The sequence below is a fragment of the Actinocatenispora thailandica genome (assembly GCF_016865425.1).
Classification (GTDB): domain Bacteria; phylum Actinomycetota; class Actinomycetes; order Mycobacteriales; family Micromonosporaceae; genus Actinocatenispora; species Actinocatenispora thailandica.
The window spans coordinates 2813641-2833270 of the sequence record NZ_AP023355.1; the positions used below are offsets into that span (position 1 = coordinate 2813641).

Genomic DNA, 19630 nt, shown 5'->3' on the forward strand with positions numbered 1-19630 from the left:
TTCCGTCGGTGCGCCGGCCGCGGCCGGTACCGGCGCGGCCCGGCAGACGCGGGCGCTGCTGGAGGTCGACGACGTGGTGATGCGCTTCGGTGGCGTCACCGCGCTCGACCATGTCAGTTTCGCGGTCAACGAGGGCGAGATCCTGGGCCTGATCGGCCCGAACGGTGCGGGCAAGACGACCTGCTTCAACGTCATGACCGGGGTGTTCAAGCCGACGACCGGTCAGGTGCGGCTCAACGGCCGGCCGTTGGTGAGCCGCAGCCGGCATCAGATCACCCGGTTGGGCATCGCCCGTACGTTCCAGAACATCCGGCTGTTTCCGGAGATGACCGCGCTGGAGAACGTGCTGGTCGGCGCGGACGCCCGGCACCGGACCAGCGTGCCCGGCGCGTTGCTGCGGCTGCCGCGGCATCGCCGGGAGGAGAAGGCGGGCCGGGCGAAGGCTCGTGAGCTGCTGGAGCTGATGGGCATCGGGTCGACGGCGAACCAGGTGGCGCGCAACCTGCCGTACGGCGACCAGCGGCGGCTGGAGATCGCCCGGGCGCTGGCGACCGAGCCGGCGTTGCTGTGCCTGGACGAGCCGGCCGCCGGGTTCAACCCGGCGGAGAAGGAGGAGCTGCTGGAGCTGATCCGGCGGATCCGGGACCGGGGTCAGACGGTGCTGCTGATCGAGCACGACATGCGGCTGGTGATGGGGGTGACCGACCGGATCGTGGTGTTGGAGTTCGGTCGCAAGATCGCCGACGCGGTGCCGGCGGCGGTGCGGTCGGATCCGAAGGTGGTCGCTGCGTATCTGGGGGTGCCGGACGATGCTGCTTGAGTTGGAAGACCTGGTCGTGGCCTACGGCCGGATCGAGGCCCTGCACGGCATCAGCCTGGGCATCGAGGAGGGCGAGATCGTGGCGTTGATCGGCGCGAACGGCGCCGGCAAGACGACCACGATGCGCGCGATCTCCGGGCTGCGGGCGGCGCAGCAGGGGCGGATCCGGCTGCAGGGGCGTGATATCACCCGGATGCGGGCGGATCAGCGCGTGGTGTCGGGTATTTCGCAGGCGCCGGAGGGTCGGGGCATCTTCCCGGGCATGACGGTCGAGGAGAACCTGGACCTGGGCTGCTACACGCGCAAGGACGCGGCGGGCATCGCCGAGGACCGGCAGCGGGTGTTCGACCTGTTTCCGCGGTTGGCGGAGCGGCGCAAGCAACTCGGCGGGACGATGTCTGGTGGCGAGCAGCAGATGCTCACGATCGGCCGCGCGTTGATGGCGCGACCGAAGGTGCTGCTGCTCGACGAGCCGTCGATGGGGCTGGCGCCGATGTTGATCCAGCAGATCTTCGCGATCATCGCGGAGATCAACACGCAGGGTACGACGATCCTGCTGGTGGAGCAGAATGCGCAACAGGCGCTTTCCCTGGCGCACCGCGCGTACGTCCTGGAGACCGGAAGTATCGTACGCACCGGCACGGGCGCGGAGCTGCTCGCCGACCCGACGGTCCAGGAGGCTTACCTGGGCGTCGCGTAACAGCCCGGGGCGGACCAGGACGGCAAATGTGGAGGGTGTCATGAGGATGGTTGGCAGGTCGGGCGTCCGCTGGGCGGGCGTCGGCGCGGTCGCGGCCGTGCTGGCGGTGACGCTGGCCGCCTGCGGCGGCGGCAGTGGCGGCAACTCGGGTTCGGGGACGGGCAAGGCGTCGCCGACGCCGAAGGTGTCGGTGGACAAGGCGCTGGCGGCGAAGGTACCGGCCGCGATCAAGAGCAAGGGCACGATCACGATCGGTACCGACTCGTCGTACGCGCCGAACGAGTTCCTCGCGGCGGACGGCAAAACGGTCGAGGGCTTCGATGTCGACCTGTTCAACGCGGTACTGGCGAAGCTGGGACTGAAGGCCAAGTACGAGTCGGCGAAGTTCGGCACCATCATCGCCGGTGTCGAATCGGGCAAGTACGACGCGGGCGTGTCGTCGTTCACCGTCAACGCGGACCGGATGAAGCAGGCCAACATGGTCACGTACTTCTCCGCCGGCATCTGGTGGGCGACGAAGAAGGGCAACCCGCAGAAGGTGTCGCCGGACGCCGCGTGCGGCAAGAAGATCGCGGTGCAGACCGACACCGTGGAGGTCGACGACATCCAGGCCCGGTCGAAGAAGTGCACCCAGGCCGGCAAGCCGGCGATCAAGATCGACCAGTACGAGGGCCAGGACCAGGCGACCGCGTCGGTGGCGTCGGGCAAGGACGACGCGATGCTCGCCGACTCGCCGATCGTGGCGTACGCGTTGAAGCAGTCGAAGGGGCAGCTGGAGTCGCTGGGCAAGATCTACGAGGCGGCGCCGTACGGGTACGTGATCAAGAAGGACCAGCTGGCGTTCGCGCAGGCCATCCAGGGCGCCCTGAAGGCGCTCATGGCGGACGGCACGTACGCGAAGGTGCTGGACAACTGGGGCGTGCAGGTCGGCAAGATCGACAATCCGACGGTGAACCCGTCGGTGTCGCAGTAGCCGACGATGTCGACGGAGGTGACGAGCTCCGGCCGGTCCCGGCCGGAGCCGATCCGGGCGGTGCCGGTGCGCCACCCCGGCCGCTGGGTGGCGGTCGTGGTACTCGCCGTGCTGGCCGTGATGTTCGTCCACATGCTGCTGACGAACAAGGCGTTCCAGTGGGGTCTGCTGTTCGACAACATCCTCTCCGCGCCGGTGGTGCGCGGCGCGGTGACCTCGATCGAGCTGACCGTCCTCGCGATGGTCATCGGGATCGTGCTGGGCGTGCTGCTGGCGGTGATGCGGCTGTCGCCGAACCCGATCCTGGCCGGCGCCGCCTGGGTGTACGTCTGGTTCTTCCGCGGGGTGCCGCGGCTGGTGCTGTGCGTGCTGTACGGCAACCTGGGCATCCTGTACAGCCGGCTGGAGTTCGGGCTGCCGTTCGACCACCAGATCGGCGCGCTGTTCGGCATCGACAACCTGCACGCGCGGGTGTTCGGTGTGGATGCGGTGACGTTGCTCAGCGGCTTCACCGCCGGCCTGCTCGCGCTGGCGATGTCCGAGGGTGCGTACATGGCCGAGGTGGTGCGCGGCGGCATCCAGTCGGTCGATCCCGGTCAGGCCGAGGCGGCCCAGGCGCTCGGGATGCGCCGGCCGCTGCTGCTGCGGCGGATCGTGCTGCCGCAGGCGATGCGGGTGATCGTGCCGCCGACCGGCAACGAGACGATCGCGATGCTCAAGGACACCTCGCTGGTGGCGTACGTGCCGACCACCGAGCTGTTCTTCCAACTGCAGCACATCGGTGCCCGGACCTACGCGATCTTCCCGATGCTGGTGGCCGCCTGCATCTGGTACCTGGCGATGACCTCGGTGCTGATGGTGGGGCAACACTTCCTGGAGAAGCGGTTCTCCCGCGGGCACGGGCCGCGGGCGGTCCGGCTGCGGGGGGCGCGGTCGGCCGGTGCCGGCGGGGCGATCGGTCAGGAGGTGGACGAATGAGCGAGGCGGACGCCGCCGGCGTGCCCGAGTCGGGGACCTACGCCGATCCGGGCCGTTACATGGTCGTCGCGGACAACGTGCACAAGGCGTTCGGCCGCAGCGAGGTGCTGCGCGGTATCGACCTGACGGTCGGGGCCGGCGAGGTCACCTGCGTACGGGGCCGTCCGGCGGCGGCAAGTCCACGTTTCTGCGCTGCATCAACCACCTGGAGAAGATCGACGCCGGGCGGATCTGGGTCGGCGGCGAACTCGTCGGGTACCGCGAGGTCGGCGGCCGGCTGCACGAGATGCGGGAGAAGGAGGTCGCCGCGCAGCGCAGCCGGATCGGCATGGTCTTCCAGCGGTTCAACCTGTTCCCGCACCTGACCGCGGAGCAGAACGTGATCGAGGCGCCGTGCCGGGTGCGCCGGATCCGCCGGGCCGACGCCCGGTCCCGCGCGGGTGAGCTGCTGGCCCGGGTCGGCCTGGGCGATCGCGGCGACGCGTACCCGGCGGAGCTGTCCGGCGGCCAGCAGCAGCGGGTGGCGATCGCCCGTGCGTTGGCCATGGAGCCGGAGCTGATGCTGTTCGACGAGCCGACCAGCGCGCTGGACCCGGAGCTGGTCGGTGAGGTGTTGCAGGTGATGCGCGATCTGGCCGCGTCGGGGATGACGATGGTCGTGGTCACGCACGAGATCGGGTTCGCCCGCGAGGTCGCGGACACGGTGGTCTTCCTGGACGGCGGGGTGGTGGTCGAGTCCGGGCCGCCCTCGGCGGTGCTGGAGAACCCGCGGCAGGAGCGGACCAAGACGTTCCTGTCCAAGGTGCTGTAGGCCGGTCGGGCGCCCGCGGCGTGCCCGCTGCCGGGCGGCGGCGGGGTGCCGCGCCCGCGCCGGATCGCGTTCGCCGTGGGGTGGACCGGACCGGCGCGGGCGCCGTCGGTTTTGTCGGTGGCCGACGCTACAGTCACTCAGGTGACTGCGAGCACGAAGAGTTCCGCGCCGGGCCCCGTTCCTGCGACCGGATCGGCCGGTTCGGGCCGGCCACGCCTGCTGTTGATCGACGGCCATTCGGTCGCATACCGGGCGTTCTTCGCGTTGCCGGTGGAAAACTTCTCCACCAGCACCGGCCAGCCCACCAACGCGGTGTACGGGTTCACCTCGATGCTGATCAACGTGCTGCGCGACGAGCAGCCGACGCACATCGCGGTGGCCTTCGACGTGTCCCGGCGATCGTTCCGTACCGAGCGCTACGCGGAGTACAAGGCGGGTCGGGCCGAGACGCCGGCCGACTTCCACGGCCAGGTCAGCCTGATCGGCGAGGTGCTCGCGGCGCTGCGCATCGTGCAGGTCAGCAAGGAGGGCTTCGAGGCCGACGACGTGATCGCGACGCTGGCCACCGAGGCCGCCGGCGCCGGTTTCGAGGTGCTGATCTGTTCCGGCGACCGCGATTCGTTCCAGCTGATCGGCGACGCCGTCACGGTGCTCTACCCGAAGAAGGGCGTCTCCGAGCTGGCCCGGATGACCCCGGACGCGGTCGAGGACAAGTACGGCGTGCCGCCGCAGCGCTACCGCGATCTCGCCGCGCTGGTCGGCGAGACCTCCGACAACCTGCCCGGGGTGCCGGGCGTCGGCCCGAAGACCGCCGCGAAGTGGATCGGGCAGTACTCCTCGATCGAAGGCATCGTGGCCGCCGCCGACCAGGTCAAGGGCAAGGCGGGCGAGTCGCTGCGCGCGCACCTGGCCGACGTGATCCGCAACCACGAGCTGAACGAGCTGGTCGCCGACCTGCCGCTGCCGGTGGCGCCGGACGATCTGGCCTGGCACGGCTGGGACCGCGAGCAGGTCGCGCAGGTGTTCGACACGCTGCAGTTCCGGGTGCTGCGCGACCGGCTCTACAGCTACCTGGCCGCGCCCGAGCCGGAGGCCGAGGCCGGCTTCGACGTCTCCGGTACGGTGCTGGCGACCGGCGGGCTGGCCGACTGGCTCGCCGCGCACGCCGGGCCCGGGGTGCCGGTGGGCGTCGCGGTGGCCGGCTCGTTCGGCCGCGGTACGGGCAGCCTCACCGCGCTGTCGCTGGCGGTCGACGACGGCGCCGCGGCCTGCCATCTCGATCCGACGAAGCTGGACGCGGCCGACGACGCGGCACTGGCCGCCTTCCTCGCCGACGCCGACCGGCCGAAGATCGTGCACGACGCGAAGCCGGTGCTGCTGGCGTTGCAGGCGCACGGGTGGCAGTTGGCCGGCCTGGCCACCGACACCGCGCTCGCCGCCTACCTGGCCCGGCCGGACCAGCGCAGCTACGACCTCGAGGATCTGTCGGTGCGCTACCTGCACCGCGAGTTGCGGGCGGACGAGCCGGACAACGGTCAGCTCACCCTCGACGGCCTCGCCGACGCGTTGGGGAGCGGGCCGCCGAGCAGCAGCTGATGCTGCGTGCGCGGGCGACGCTGGACCTCGCGCCGGCGCTGCTCGCCGAGCTGGCCGCCCGCGGTGACGCGGCGGCAGCACTGGCGGAGGTGGTGGGGCCGGCACAGCCGGCCGGGCCGGATCCGGTCGCGGCGGTGAGCGATGCTGCCGACGGTCGCAGCGTGCAGTTGCTGGTGGGCCTGGAGCAGCCGCTGAGCCGGGTGCTGGCCGGGATGGAACGCACCGGCATCGGGGCCGACACCGACTACCTGTCGGAGCTGGAGGCGCACTTCGCCGGCGAGGTGAAGGCGACCGCGCAGGCGGCGTACGACGTGGTCGGTCGGGAGTTCAACCTCGGCTCGCCCAAGCAGCGCCAGCAGCTGCTGTTCGAGGAGCTGGGGCTGCCGAAGACCAAGCGCACCAAGACCGGCTACACCACCGACGCCGACGCGCTGCAGTCGCTGTACGCGGCCAGCGAGCACCCGGTGTTGCCGCACCTGCTGCGCTACGCGGACGTGTCCAAGCTGCGGTCGATGGTGGAGGGGCTGCTCAAGTCGGTCAGCGACGACGGCCGCATCCACACCACGTTCAAGCAGACGGTGGCGGCGACCGGTCGACTGTCGTCGACCGATCCCAACCTGCAGAACATCCCGATCCGCAGCGAGGAGGGCCGGCGGCTGCGCCGCGCGTTCGTCGTGGGTGACGGGTTCGAGCAGCTGCTGACCGCCGACTACAGCCAGATCGAGATGCGCATCATGGCGCACCTGTCGGGCGACGAGGCGTTGATCGAGGCGTTCGTGTCCGGTGCCGACTTCCACGCGGCGACTGCGGCCCGGGTGTTCGGGGTCGAGGCCGAGGCGGTCGACGCCGAGCAGCGCAGCCGGATCAAGGCGATGAACTACGGCCTGGCCTACGGCCTCTCCGCGTACGGGCTGTCCGGTCAGCTCGGCATCACCGCCGACGAGGCCCGCGGGCTGATGGAGGAGTACTTCCAGCGCTTCGGCGGGGTGCGCGACTACCTGCGCGGCCTGGTGGAGGCGGCGCGGCGGGACGGGTACACCGAGACGATGCTGGGTCGCCGCCGCTACCTGCCCGACCTGACCAGCGACAACCGGCAGCGCCGCGAGATGGCCGAGCGGATGGCGCTGAACGCGCCGATCCAGGGGTCGGCGGCCGACATCATCAAGCTGGCGATGCTGCGGGTGGACGGCGCGCTGCGCCAGCAGGGGCTCGCCTCGCGGATGCTGCTGCAGGTGCACGACGAGTTGGTGTTCGAGGTGGCGCCGGGGGAGCGGGCCGCGCTGGAGGAGCTGGTGCGCGCCGAGATGGGGCAGGCGCAGAGCCTGTCGGTGCCGTTGTCGGTGTCGGTCGGCGTCGGGCCGGACTGGTCGACCGCCGGCCACTGACGCCGCGGCGGTCAGTGACCGGCAGGGGCGCCGCGGCCCGCGCCCGGCGGGGCCGCGGTCGGCCCCCGAATCGCCACCCTGGGTGTGGAGGCGTGCGCTTCTTGTGCTCCGTTGCCGGTCGGATAACGGCCGCGTTACCTACTCGTTGTAGATCGTACATGTGGTCACCCCGCGTGCCAGTGGCGCCCGAATTATACGATTAGACTCCTATAAACATCGCAATTTGGTTCCGGAGCGTACAGATATCGGCGTCAACTGGGGCAAGATCCACGGTCGCGAGCAGACACGCGGAGTCGTATAACTCTCAGTTGTCTTAAGCGGAAGTAATGTGCCTGTTGATCATCCGCATGTCTTCTCGGGTATCACGCATGGCAGCGGCCTGGGACGCCGGTCCCGACTGCGGCAGGTACGGATCGGTGGGCGTCCGCGCGCCCCGGTCGGTGACGGACAAGGAGGTCGTGGATTGAGCGCCGCGACAGGACAGACGCCGGGCCCCGGCTCGGCAGACAGGCGCCACCTCAGGCGCGACATCGGGATGATCGGCCTGCTGTTCACCGGCGTGGGCTCGATCATCGGATCCGGCTGGCTGTTCGGCGCGCTGCGCGCCTCGCAGCAGGCCGGTCCGGCCGCGATCTTCTCGTGGCTGATCGGCGGTGTCATGATCATTCTGATCGGACTGACGTTCGCCGAACTCGGCACCATGTTCCCGGTGACCGGCGGCGTGATCCGGTTCCCGCAGTACGCGTTCGGCACGTTCGCGAGCTACACGCTCGGCTGGATCACCTGGCTCGCCGCGGCGGTGGTCGCGCCGATCGAGGTCACCGGGGTCCTGCAGTACGCCACGAAGTACTACTCCGGCTTCACCACCGCACACGCCGGCGGCGTGTTCACCCTGCAGCCGGTCGGCATCGTGGTGGCGATCGCGCTGCTGGCGATCTTCTGCATCATCAACGTGCTGGGCGTGCGCTACTTCGCCCAGATCAACAACGTGCTGGTGTGGTGGAAGCTCGTCGTGATCCTGCTGGTGATCGTGATGTTCCTGATCACCGCGTTCCACGGGGCCAACTTCACCAGCCACGGCTTCGCGCCGGCCGGCCCCTCCGGCATCTTCACCGCGATCGCGACCGCCGGCATCACGTTCTCGTTCCTCGGCTTCCGGCAGGGCATCGAGCTGGCCGGTGAGACCAACAACCCGAAGCGCAACGTGCCGATCGCGGTCGTCGGGTCGGTCGTGCTGACCATGGTCATCTACATCCTGCTGCAGATCGCGTTCATCGCCGCGGTCAACCCGCACGACCTGGCCACCTCGCACGGCTGGACCGACCTCGCGTTCAAGAACGACTTCGGCCCGCTGGCCGCGATCGCCGAGGCGATCGGCCTGACCTGGCTCGCGGTCGTGCTCTACATCGACGCGATCGTCTCGCCCGGTGACACCGGCCTGATCTACACCGCCGTCACCTCCCGGCTGGGTTACGTGACCGCCCGCAACGGCAACGCGCCGGCCGGCATCGCGAAGCTGACCCGGTCCGGGGTGCCGTGGGTGTCGACGATCATCACGTTCGTGCTGGGCGTGATCTTCCTGCTGCCGTTCCCGAGCTGGCAGCAGCTGGTCGGCCTGGTCACCTCGGCCACGGTGCTCTCGTTCGGTTCCGGGCCGCTGGTGTGGGCCGTCATGCGCAAGGAGCTGCCGGACCGCAGGCGGCCGTTCCGGCTGCCCGGCGGGCACATCATCCCGGTGCTGGCGTTCTACTCGTCGAACCTGATCGTGTTCTGGGCCGGTTGGGACACCAACTGGAAGTTCTTCGTCGCGATCATCGTCGGCCTGATCCTGCTGGCGGTGTTCCAGGCGACCGGGCAGATCAAGTCGGTCGGCGGACTGGACTTCAAGCACGGGTACTGGACGATCGTCTGGCTGGCCGGTCTCGCCATCGTCAGCTTCATCGGCAACATGATCAACAAGGGTGCCGGTAACAGCTGGCTGATCTGGGGCTTCGTGGCCTGCGCGGTGCTGACTGCGGGCATCTACGCGCTCGGGTGGGCCACCCGCATGTCGCGGCAGCGCATCGACGAGATGATCCAGCAGACCCCGCACGACGAGGTGGAGGTCGAGGAGACCACCGCCTGACCGGCTCGGCGACGGTAAGGACGGGCCCGGGCGCGCGACGCACCCGGGCCCGTCCGTGTCCGCCACCGGGCGGCGGGGCCCGTCCGGTTCCGCCACCGGGGCGCGCTCAGCGCGACTCGACCAGCGAGCGGGTCAGAAACACCACGGTCATGAACGTCCGGAAGGCACGCAGCGGGTCGTCGTCGGTGAACCGCACCGTGTTCCCACCGGTACGCCGCACCGACCGGATCCAGGACGCCTGCTCGGCCATGTCCGGCGTGGCCAGGTCCACCTCGACGGTGACGGGCAGCTCGATGCGCGGTGCGGTCAGCGCCGCCAGCTCCCGCAACGCCGCGGTGACCTGCTCGGCGATGAGGGCCCGGGCCCGCTCCGGGTGCAGGTTGGTCGCCGCCGACCGGCTCACCGACTGCTTCACCACCGCGGCCCGGATGCCCGGGCAGAACGGTGCCGCCTCCGGCCCGACGTACTGGTCGCCGGTGACCACCGCGACCGGCACGCCGTGGTGCTGGGCCACCAGCGCGTTCACCCCGGACTCGCCGGCCATCGTGCCGTTGATCCGCACGTCCAGGATCGCGCCCGGATTGTACGTGTGGGACAGGATTCCCGCCGTCGGCATCGCCGCGTGGTAGCCGAGGTAGAGCACGGCGTCGAAACTGCCGTCGAGGCCCTGCATCATGTAGCCCGGCTTGAACCGGCCGGACAGGTAGCTCGCATGCCCGGCGAGCTGGTCCGGGGCGAGGTTGCGCATCACCGAGTGCGCGTCGTTGACGAGGATCTCGGTGGCGCCGGCCGCCTGCGCCCCTTCGATCGCGGCGTTCACCTCGGCCAGCGCGAGCCGTCGGCCCAGCTCGTAGTCCTCGCCGCCGCGGGTGCACTGCGCCCAGTCGACGATGCCCGAGACACCCTCCAGGTCCACCGACACGTATACCTTCATGACCACCTCCGAGCAGCCAGTCTGCCGCCCCGGCCGGGCTGCGACCGGCCAGGGTGCCGGACGTGCCGGCGCCGGCCGACCGAGGACCAGCCGCCAGCGGACCCGACCTCGCGCGCCGCAGCCGGGCCGCGGGCGGTCCGGTGTCCGAGCCGCCCGGCGTCAGCCGGACCGCACCTCCCGGCCCGGTTCGGTGCCCAGCAACTCGCGGGCCAGCTTGACCAGCCGTTCGTGCAGGTCCGGATGCAGGTCGGGCTGCCACCCGTCGAGCAGCCGCTCCAGTCCCTCGCAGCGGGCCTGGGCGAGCCGGTCCAGCGCGTCGCTGCCGTCCGGGGTCAACGTCACGGCGGTACCGATGCGGGCCAGCCCGGCGTCGCGCAGCTCGCCGAGCCACTGGGTGACCAGCCCGGCGCCGATGCCCTCCCGGCGCGGCAGCTCGGCCGGTGCCGGCGGCGGGTTGCGGCCGAGCCAGGCGAGCAGCCAGCAGGCGCCGGGGCCGACCGGTACGCCGGCGCGCTCGGCCAGCCAGCCGTACACCTTCACTGCGTCCTGCCGGTGCACCAGCAGGGTCAGCGCGCGTTCCAGTTCGGCCCAGGAGTCCCGGCCGCTCGGCGGGGTACCCGTCTCGGTGGCCCGGCTGGTGCTGCGCAGCGGCACCGCCGGGAGCAGGAAGGTCAACAGGAACGCCAGCGCCGCGACGGGCACCGCCCACAGGAACACGGTGTGGATGCTCCGCGCGTACGCGTGCACCACGTCGTCGAGGATGGTCGGGGGCAGCCTGCCCAGCGACTCGCGGGACGGGCCGGCGGCCACCGTGGCGTTGCCGGGCAGCGCGCCGGGCGGCAGGTAGCGGGCCAGGTTGGTGGTCAGCTGGCTGGCGAAGATCGCGCCGAACACCGCCACCCCGAACGACCCGCCGATGGAGCGGAAGAAGGTGGCGCCGGAGGTCGCCGCGCCGAGGTCCCGGTACTCGGCGCCGTTCTGCACCGCGAGCACCAGCACCTGCATCACCATGCCGAGGCCGGCGCCGAGCACCAGCATGGCGCCGGACGCGGCCCAGAAGCCGGTGTGCTGGTCCATCCGGGACAGCAGGTACAGCCCGACCGTCATCACCGCGGTGCCGACGACCGGGAAGATCTTGTAGCGCCCGGTGCGAGTGATCAGCTGCCCGCTGCCGATCGAGGTGACGAGCACCCCGAGCATCATCGGCAGCATCCGCAGCCCCGACTCGGTCGGCCCGACACCGGTCACCACCTGCAGGTAGATCGGCAGGTAGGTGATGGCGCCGAACATGCCGAAGCCGACCACGAAGCCGACCACCGAGGCGACGGAGAACACCCGGGTGGCGAACAGCCGCAGCGGCATCACCGGCTCCGCGGCGCGACGCTCCGCGGCGACGAACGCGACGATCAGCGCCAGCCCGAGCACGGCGAGGCCGATCACCTGCCAGGACAGCCACGGATAGGTGGTACCGCCCCAGCTGGTGAACAGCACCAGCGCCACCGCCGCGGCGGCGACCAGCACGATGCCCAGGTAGTCGATCGACGGTTTCGCCCGGGCAACGCGGCGGGCAGCACCAGGGCGGTGATCACCAGCGCCGCCGCGCCGATCGGCAGGTTGACGTAGAACACCCAGCGCCAGGACAGGTTGTCGACGAAGAAGCCGCCCAGCAGCGGCCCGATCACGCTGGAGGCGCCGAACACCGCCCCGAACACACCCTGGTACCGGCCCCGCTCGCGGGGCGGTACCACGTCGGCCACGGTGGCTTGGGACAGCACCATCAGCCCGCCGCCGCCGAGCCCCTGAATGGCCCGGAACGCGATCAGCATCAGCATGTCCTGGCTGGTACCGGCGAGGGCGGAGCCGATGAGGAAGACCGTGACGGCGATCTGCAGTAGCCGCTTGCGGCCGAACAGGTCGCCGAGCTTGCCCCACAGCGGGGTGGTCGCGGTGACCGCCAGCAGGTACGCGGTGACCACCCAGGACAGGTGCGCCACGCCGCCGAGGTCGGAGACGATCGTGGGTAGCGCGGTGGCCACGATGGTCTGGTCCAGCGCGGCGAGCAGCATGCAGGCCAGCAGCCCGCTGATGATCAGCCAGCGGCGGCTGCCGGTCACCTCGACCGGCCCGGCGTCTGCTGCTGTCGCACTCTCGGCAGTCACGCGCTCACGGTAACGACGGGGCCGGTCGTACCGGGCGGAATCGGCCGAACCTCCGCCGGTCCTCGCCCGCCGCCGGGTGAGGCCCGTGCGGCGGGCTCAGCGGTGCGCGAGGTAGATCGCGGTACCCGGGAACAGACGGCCGCGCAGCGGGCTCCACTGGCCCCAGAGCTGTTCGTGGCCGTCCGGCCACTCCGGCTCGATCAGGTCGTCGAGCACGAAGCCGGCGCCGACCAGTTCCCGGATCCGGTCGCCGAGGGTGCGGTGTTGCTCGGCATAGCTGGGCACACCGTGCTCGTCGTACTCCACGTACGGGGTGCGGTCGAAGTACGAGTGCACCGCCACCAGGCCGCGTTCGCCCGGGTCGTCCAGGAAGATCCACCGCATCGGATGGGTCACCGCGAACACGAACCGGCCGCCGGGTACCAGCACCCGGTGCGCCTCCCGCATCAGCCGGGCCGAGTCGGCCACGAACGGGATCGCCCCGAACGCGGTCACCGCGAGGTCGAACGCGCCGTCGGCGAACGGCAGGGCCAGCGCGTCGGCCTGCACCAACGGCACGCTGGTACCGCACCGACGCGCGCCCGCGCGGGCCTGCGCGAGCATCCGCGCGGACAGGTCGAACGCGACCGGCCGCGCACCCTGCCGGGCCAGCCACCGCGAGCAGGAGGCGGCGCCGCAACCCAGTTCGAGGACGCGCCGGCCGGACACGTCGCCGAGCAGCCCGGCATCGGCCTCCCGCAGCCCCTCCGGGCACCAGACGAAGTCCGCGTCGCCCAGGAACCCACCATGCTCGCGTTGGTAGGCGTCGGCGTCGGAGTCCCACCAGTGCCGCGCGGCCCGGCGGGTGGCGGCGCTGTCCAGCGAGCGACGGGCGACCCGATCATGCGGCATCTCATCACGGTAGAGCCACGGCGGTGTGGATCCGGTGCGGACCCGGCTTAGCCTGGATGCGACACCCCTCGTTTCACCGCTGGAGGACCCCGGATGGGTTCGCGTCGGCTGCTGCCCGCCGCCCTGCTCGCCGTCGTACTGACGGCGCTGGTGGTGACCCCGGCGGTGCTCGTCCGGCGGGCCGGGCTGGAGCACCGGCGGTCGACGCCGGCCCGGACCGGGCACTGGCTGGGCGGCTGGGGTACCGCGCAGGCGACCGCGGACCGGCTGCCGTGCGGGCACTGCACGCTGCGCAACGTGGTGCACCTCAGCGTCGGTGGCACCGCGGTGCGCATCCGGCTGGCCAACACGTACGGGAAGCGGGCCGTGACGATCGGGCATGTCACCGTGGCGTTGCCGGCGCAGCCCGGCGCGACCGCCGCACCGGCCCTGCTGCGCGAGGTCACCTTCGCCGGTGTCCGGACGGTACGGGTGCCGGCCGGCGCGGCGGTCGCCTCCGACCCGGTGCCGCTGACCGTGACCGGCGGTCGCGACCTGCTGGTCAGCCTCTACCTGCCGCGCCGTGCCCGGGTGGCGGTCAGCTACCACCCGTCGGCCCATCAGACCAACTACCTCGCCGGTGGGGACGCCAGCACCGCCGGTGCCGCTCCATTCCGGCACACCACCACCCACTGGTACCTGCTGGACGGGGTCGACGTGCGCACCGCCGACGCGACCGGCACCGTGGTCGCGTGGGGTGACTCGATCACCGACGGGACCGGCTCCAGCACCGACGCCAACCGGCGCTGGCCGGACCTGCTCGCCGACCGGCTGGCCGGCCGGCCGCCCGGCCGCCGGCACGCGGTGCTCGACGCCGGTATCGCCGGCAACCGGCTGGTGCGCGACGGCCCACCCGACTCCGGCGTGTCGGCGCTGACCCGACTCGGCACGGACGTCCCGGCCGGCCTCGGGGTGCGCACGGTGATCGTGCTGGAGGGCATCAACGACATCCAGTTCGACCGCGGGGTCACCGCGGCCGCGCTGATCGCCGGCTACCGCACGATGGTGGCCACGCTGCACGCCCGCGGCGTGCGGGTGGTCGGCAGCACCCTGCTGCCCTACGCCGGTGCCCGGGCCTGGACGCCGGCCGGTGACGCGGTCCGGGTCGCGGTCAACTCCTGGATCCGCACCAGCGGGGTGTTCGACGCGGTGCTGGATGCCGACGCGGCGCTGCGCGACCCGGCCGATCCGAGCCGGCTCACCACCGAGTACGACTCGGGTGACCACCTGCACCCCGGCGACGCCGGCTACGCGGCTCTCGCCGCCACCGTGGACCTCACCGTCCTGTAGCCCGGACGGCGCGCCCAGCCGGCAAAAACCGCCAACCGGTAGGTATCGGGCGCCGACGCGCGGCGTACCGCCGTGGTTTGGGGGAGGGTTGGACCTTATGGTATGGCGCACGGTAGGCTTGCCGGTGCGCTCGGGGTCTGCGTGTCTCAGCAGGGAGCAGACCCGCCATCATCCGGAGCCGGTCCGGTGGTCACAACAGGGGATCCTCGTCATCATGATCTTCTCCACGGCTGCTGCCACCGCCCGGGTGAGCTGATCCCGCCGCGCGCAGACCGAGAAGATCATCCACCGACGGAGCACTCTCCCACATGACGAGCAGTGTCGAGGCCACCTCGAACATCGCCGCGGCCAGCAAGGCCGCCGGCAACCAGATCGCCGTTGACGACCTCGGCTCCGAGGAAGCTTTCCTCGCGGCCATCGACGAGACGATCAAGTATTTCAATGACGGCGACATCGTCGAAGGTACCGTCGTCAAGGTCGACCGGGACGAGGTCCTGCTCGACATCGGCTACAAGACCGAGGGCGTCATCCCCTCGCGCGAGCTGTCGATCAAGCACGACGTCGATCCACACGAGGTCGTGTCCGTCGGTGACCACATCGAGGCCCTGGTTCTCCAGAAGGAGGACAAGGAAGGCCGCCTGATCCTGTCCAAGAAGCGCGCTCAGTACGAGCGGGCCTGGGGCACGATCGAGAAGATCAAGGACGAGGACGGCGTCGTGCGCGGCACCGTCATCGAGGTGGTCAAGGGCGGCCTGATCCTCGACATCGGGCTGCGCGGCTTCCTGCCGGCCTCGCTGGTGGAGATGCGCCGGGTGCGCGACCTCCAGCCGTACGTGGGGCGCGAGCTCGAGGCGAAGATCATCGAGCTGGACAAGAACCGCAACAACGTGGTCCTGTCCCGCCGTGCCTGGCTGGAGCAGACCCAGTCCGAGGTGCGCACCGAGTTCCTCAACAAGCTGGCGAAGGGGCAGGTCCGCAAGGGCGTCGTGTCCTCGATCGTCAACTTCGGCGCGTTCGTCGACCTGGGCGGCGTGGACGGCCTGGTGCACGTCTCCGAGCTGTCCTGGAAGCACATCGACCACCCGTCCGAGGTCGTCGAGGTCGGCCAGGAGGTCGAGGTCGAGGTGCTGGACGTCGACCTGGAGCGCGAGCGCGTGTCGCTGTCGCTCAAGGCGACCCAGGAGGACCCGTGGCGTCAGTTCGCCCGGACCCACCAGATCGGCCAGATCGTGCCGGGCAAGGTCACGAAGCTGGTTCCGTTCGGTGCGTTCGTGCGCGTCGACGACGGCATCGAGGGCCTGGTGCACATCTCCGAGCTGGCCGAGCGGCACGTCGAGGTGCCCGAGCAGGTCGTGACCGTGGGCAAGGAGGTCATGGTCAAGGTCATCGACATCGACCTGGAGCGCCGCCGGATCTCGCTGTCGCTCAAGCAGGCCAACGAGGGCTTCGCCGACACCGGCGAGGAGCACTTCGACCCCACGCTGTACGGCATGGCCGCCGAGTACGACGCCGAGGGCAACTACAAGTACCCCGAGGGCTTCGACCCGGAGACCGGCGAGTGGCTGGAGGGCTACGACAGCCAGCGCGAGGCCTGGGAGCGGGAGTACGCCGAGGCGCACACCCGGTTCGAGCAGCACATGAAGCAGATCACCGAGTCGCGCGAGGCCGAGGCCGCCGCGGCTGCCGAGGCACCGGCCGGTGGCGCACCGGTCAGCTCCGGCGGCGGGCAGACCCAGTCGGCGCCGGCCGCCAGCGGCGGCGGGCAGGAGCCGGCCGGCACGCTGGCCACCGACGAGGCGCTGGCCGCACTGCGGGAGAAGCTGGCCGGCGGTTCCTGACCGGACTCCGCCAGATCGGATAGCACCACGACGCCCCGCCGGGTTCGCCCGGCGGGGCGTCGTCGTACCCGCTCCGGCCACGACGGCGCTGGCTGGCAGACTTGCGCCGTGCTTCGAGTGGGATTGACCGGCGGAATCGGTGCCGGCAAGAGCGAGGTGGCCAGCCTGCTGGTGGCGCGCGGCGCGGTGCTGGTCGACTCGGACGTGCTGGCCCGCGAGGTGGTCGCCCCCGGGACGGCGGGGCTCGCCGCGGTGGAGGCCGCGTTCGGCCCGGACATCGTCGGCGCGCAGGGGCTGGACCGGGCTCGGATGGCCCGGATCGTGTTCGCCGACCCGGCGGCCCGGGGCCGGCTGGAGGCGATCGTGCATCCGCTGGTGCGGGCCCGCTCCGACGAACTGGTGGCCGCCGCGCCGGACGACGCGGTGGTGGTCGACGACGTGCCGCTGTTGGTGGAAGTGGGGCTGACCCCGACCTTCCACCTGGTCGTGGTGGTCGAGGCGGACCCGGCACTGCGGCGGGAGCGGCTGGTCGCGCGGGGGATGAGCGAGGCCGACGCGCAGGCCAGGGTTGCCGCGCAGGCCAGCGACGAGCGCCGCCGCGCCGCCGCCGACGTGGTCGTGCACAACTCCGGTACCCGCTCGGAGCTCGCCGCCGCGGTCGACGAGCTGTGGTCCGGGCGACTGCTGGGCTACGAACGCAACGTGCGGCAGCGGCGGCCGGTCCGGCGGCCGGAGGAACTGCACATCGCCGCTCCGGACCCGAGCTGGCCGGCGCAGTACGCGCGGATCGCGGGGCGGATCCGGCACGCGCTGGGCGACCGGTTCCTGCGGCTGGACCACGTCGGATCGACCTCGGTGCCGGGCCTGCCGGCCAAGGACATCCTGGATCTGCAGCTGGTGGTGCCGGATCTGGCCGCGGCGGACGCGCTGGCGGAGCCGCTGGCCGGTATCGGCCTGCCCCGGTACGGCGGGGACTGGTGGGACGACCCGCCGCCGGCTGGTGCGCCGGAGTCCGTCCTGGTGAAGCGGTTCCATGGGTCGGCGGACCCGGGTCGGCTGGTGCAGCTGCACGTGCGGACGGTGGCGAGTCCGGCCTGGCGGTACGCGCTGGCCTTCCGGGACTGGCTGCGGGCGGTGCCGGCGATGCGGGAGGACTACGCGGCGTTGAAGCGTCGGCTGTCCGCCTCGGATCCGACGACGTCCGCGTACGCGGAGCTGAAGGGTCCGTGGTTCGACGCGGCGCTGCCGCGGCTGGACCGCTGGGTGAGCGACACCGACTGGCGTCCCGCCAAGAGCCCAGCTACCTAGGTAGCATTGCATGCGGTGACGTGCCGCACCCGGTGCTGACGAATGTCATGGCGGAACGCTGCTCGAACGGCACTACCGGCGCGTTCCGGTCCTCGGGACCCTGTACTGGTGACCGAGGCGAAGAATCCCGATGCCGTGTCGCTGCGCGGCATCCGCAAGCGGTACGGCGACGTGACCGCCGTGGCCGGCATCGACCTGACCATCGGCGCCGGCGAGGTGGTGGCGCTGCTCGGCCCCAACGGGGCGGGCAAGTCCACCACCGTCGACATCATGCTGGGACTGCGGTCGCCGGACGCCGGCCGGGCCGAACTGTTCGGCGCCAGCCCGCGGGCGGCGCTCGATGCCGGTTCGGTCGGTGCCGTGCTGCAGACCGGTGAACTGATCCCGGGTGCCCGGGTCGGCGAGCTGCTCACCGCGATCGCGGCGCTGCAGCCGCATCCGCTGCCGATCGGACAGGTCGCCGAGACCGCCGGGGTCGCGGACCTGATGAAGCGTCGCACCGACCGGCTGTCCGGCGGGCAGGCCCAGCGGGTCCGGTTCGCGCTGGCGCTGCTCGGCGACCCGAGCCTGCTGGTACTGGACGAGCCGACCGCGGGGTTGGACGTGGGGTCCCGGCGCGACTTCTGGACCGCGGTGCGGGGCATCGCGGCGGCCGGCCGCACCGTGCTGTTCAGCACGCACTATCTGGAGGAGGCGGACGAGACCGCGGACCGGATCGTCCTGATCGATCGCGGCCGGGTGGTCGCCGACGGCCCGACGACCGGGATCCGGGCGATGGCGGCGGCCCGCAACGTACGGTGCACGCTGCCCGGCGCCGACCCGGCGGCGCTGTCCGACCTGCCCGGCGCGGCCGGTGTCGAGGTGCACGGGGAGGCGGTCCTGGTGCGTACCACCGACTCGGACGCGACGCTGCGCGCACTGGTGACCGGCTACCCGCAGGCACGCGACTTCGAGGTCGCGGCGGCCGCGCTGACCGACGCGTTCCTCGCCCTGACCCGACCCGAGGCACCGGCGGAGGTGGCGTGATGGGGCGTTACCTGGTCATGGAGATCCGGCGGACGCTGCGCAACGTGCCGTTCCTCGCCTACACGATCTGTTTCCCGGTCGGCTTCTACCTGCTGTTCACCCAGGTCTTCCGCGGCGACGCCGGCCAGGACTGGTCCGCGCAGTACATGGTGTCGATGGCGCTGTACGGGGCGATGGGCGCCGGGCTGACGGGGGTCAGCGCCCGGATCGCGACCGAGCGGACCCGCGGGTGGACCCGGACGCTCGCGCTGACCCCGCTGCGGCCGATCGGCTACCTGGGCATCAAGCTCGGTGCCTCCATCCTGCTGACGCTGCCGGTGATCCTGCTGGTGATGGCGTGCGGCTTCGTGGTCAACGGGGTACGGCTGCCGGTCGGTACCTGGCTGGCCCTGGTACCGCTGCTGTGGCTCGCCACGGTCCCGTTCATCGCGCTGGGCGTGGCGATCGGGTACAGCCTGCGCGACGAGGTCGCGAGCGGGGTGTCGGTGGCGCTGCTGTTCGTGCTGTCCATCGGCGGTGGGCTGTGGATGCCGGTCCAGGTCTTCCCGCACTGGCTGGCCGACATCGCCCGGGTGCTCCCGTCGTACCGGGCCGGTGAGCTGAGCTGGCGGGTGCTCGACGGGCATCAGCCGTTCGGCGGCGGAGCGCTGTGGTTCGCGGCCTGGCTGGTGGCGCTGCTCGGGCTGGCCGGCTGGCGGTTCCGGAAGGCGTCCTGACCGGGCCGGTTGCTTCGCCGGGCGGTGCTGGCCGGGCGACC

At 71.4% G+C, this 19630-nt stretch carries 14 protein-coding genes and 2 pseudogenes; 12 read left to right on the top strand and 4 right to left on the bottom strand.

Translation table 11 applies throughout. The annotated features are described in order from the left end of the window. The first annotated feature begins 79 nt into the window (after positions 1-79). From Athai_RS12505 to Athai_RS12540, 7 genes and pseudogenes are all read left to right on the top strand, one after another. The gene (locus tag Athai_RS12505) at positions 80-820 is read left to right on the top strand and encodes an ABC transporter ATP-binding protein (RefSeq protein WP_239157390.1); all 741 of its coding nucleotides are present in this window, start codon (positions 80-82) and stop codon (positions 818-820) included. Further along, complete coding sequence (locus Athai_RS12510) at positions 810-1520, top strand: ABC transporter ATP-binding protein (protein ID WP_203961653.1); 711 nt, start codon at positions 810-812, stop codon at positions 1518-1520. Before Athai_RS12505 ends, Athai_RS12510 begins: the two co-directional genes overlap by 11 nt. Positions 1521-1566: 46 nt before the next feature. Further along, positions 1567-2493, top strand: coding sequence for an ABC transporter substrate-binding protein (locus Athai_RS12515; protein WP_203961654.1), 927 nt, complete (start codon positions 1567-1569; stop codon positions 2491-2493). A 6-nt stretch (positions 2494-2499) separates the two neighbouring features. Continuing rightward, positions 2500-3471 (top strand): amino acid ABC transporter permease, encoded by a 972-nt coding sequence (locus tag Athai_RS12520; protein ID WP_203961655.1) that lies wholly within the window; start codon positions 2500-2502, stop codon positions 3469-3471. Between the two features lie 59 nt (positions 3472-3530). Next, positions 3531-4282: pseudogene (locus Athai_RS12525) on the top strand (amino acid ABC transporter ATP-binding protein). Between the two features lie 216 nt (positions 4283-4498). Further along, positions 4499-7263, top strand: a pseudogene (gene polA / locus Athai_RS35250) (DNA polymerase I). Between the two features lie 535 nt (positions 7264-7798). Further along, positions 7799-9388, top strand: a complete 1590-nt coding sequence (locus Athai_RS12540; protein WP_203961656.1) for an APC family permease — start codon at positions 7799-7801, stop codon at positions 9386-9388. Between the two features lie 106 nt (positions 9389-9494). Here the strand turns inward: Athai_RS12540 and Athai_RS12545 are convergent, their stop codons facing one another. The 4 genes from Athai_RS12545 to Athai_RS12555 all read right to left on the bottom strand — a co-directional run bounded on the left by Athai_RS12545 (position 9495) and on the right by Athai_RS12555 (position 13372). After that, entirely contained in the window at positions 9495-10322 is an 828-nt protein-coding gene (locus Athai_RS12545; RefSeq protein ID WP_203961657.1) for a M55 family metallopeptidase, read from the bottom strand. A 159-nt stretch (positions 10323-10481) separates the two neighbouring features. Then, positions 10482-11843: an MFS transporter gene (locus tag Athai_RS12550; protein ID WP_275422426.1), complete on the bottom strand. Its 1362-nt coding sequence runs from the start codon at positions 11841-11843 to the stop codon at positions 10482-10484. Continuing rightward, on the bottom strand, positions 11759-12481 hold the full coding sequence (locus tag Athai_RS34770) for an MFS transporter (RefSeq protein WP_275422427.1): 723 nt from the start codon (positions 12479-12481) through the stop codon (positions 11759-11761). The genes Athai_RS12550 and Athai_RS34770 overlap by 85 nt, the downstream gene beginning before the upstream one ends. A 96-nt stretch (positions 12482-12577) precedes the next feature. Then, a complete protein-coding gene (locus tag Athai_RS12555; RefSeq protein ID WP_203961658.1) occupies positions 12578-13372 on the bottom strand; it encodes a class I SAM-dependent methyltransferase in 795 nt (264 codons plus the stop codon). Between the two features lie 93 nt (positions 13373-13465). Here Athai_RS12555 and Athai_RS12560 point away from each other — a divergent pair, with 93 nt between their 5' ends. The 5 genes from Athai_RS12560 to Athai_RS12580 all read left to right on the top strand — a co-directional run bounded on the left by Athai_RS12560 (position 13466) and on the right by Athai_RS12580 (position 19589). Next, a complete protein-coding gene (locus tag Athai_RS12560; protein WP_203961659.1) occupies positions 13466-14701 on the top strand; it encodes an SGNH/GDSL hydrolase family protein in 1236 nt (411 codons plus the stop codon). 308 nt (positions 14702-15009) lie between these two features. Next, a complete protein-coding gene (gene rpsA / locus Athai_RS12565; RefSeq protein ID WP_203961660.1) occupies positions 15010-16539 on the top strand; it encodes a 30S ribosomal protein S1 in 1530 nt (509 codons plus the stop codon). 108 nt (positions 16540-16647) lie between these two features. Then, positions 16648-17847: a dephospho-CoA kinase gene (gene coaE, locus Athai_RS12570; protein WP_203961661.1), complete on the top strand. Its 1200-nt coding sequence runs from the start codon at positions 16648-16650 to the stop codon at positions 17845-17847. A gap of 108 nt (positions 17848-17955) precedes the next feature. Next, complete coding sequence (locus Athai_RS12575) at positions 17956-18873, top strand: ABC transporter ATP-binding protein (RefSeq protein WP_239156891.1); 918 nt, start codon at positions 17956-17958, stop codon at positions 18871-18873. Then, positions 18873-19589 (top strand): ABC transporter permease, encoded by a 717-nt coding sequence (locus Athai_RS12580; RefSeq protein WP_203961663.1) that lies wholly within the window; start codon positions 18873-18875, stop codon positions 19587-19589. The genes Athai_RS12575 and Athai_RS12580 overlap by 1 nt, the downstream gene beginning before the upstream one ends. The last annotated feature ends 41 nt before the right edge of the window (positions 19590-19630 follow it).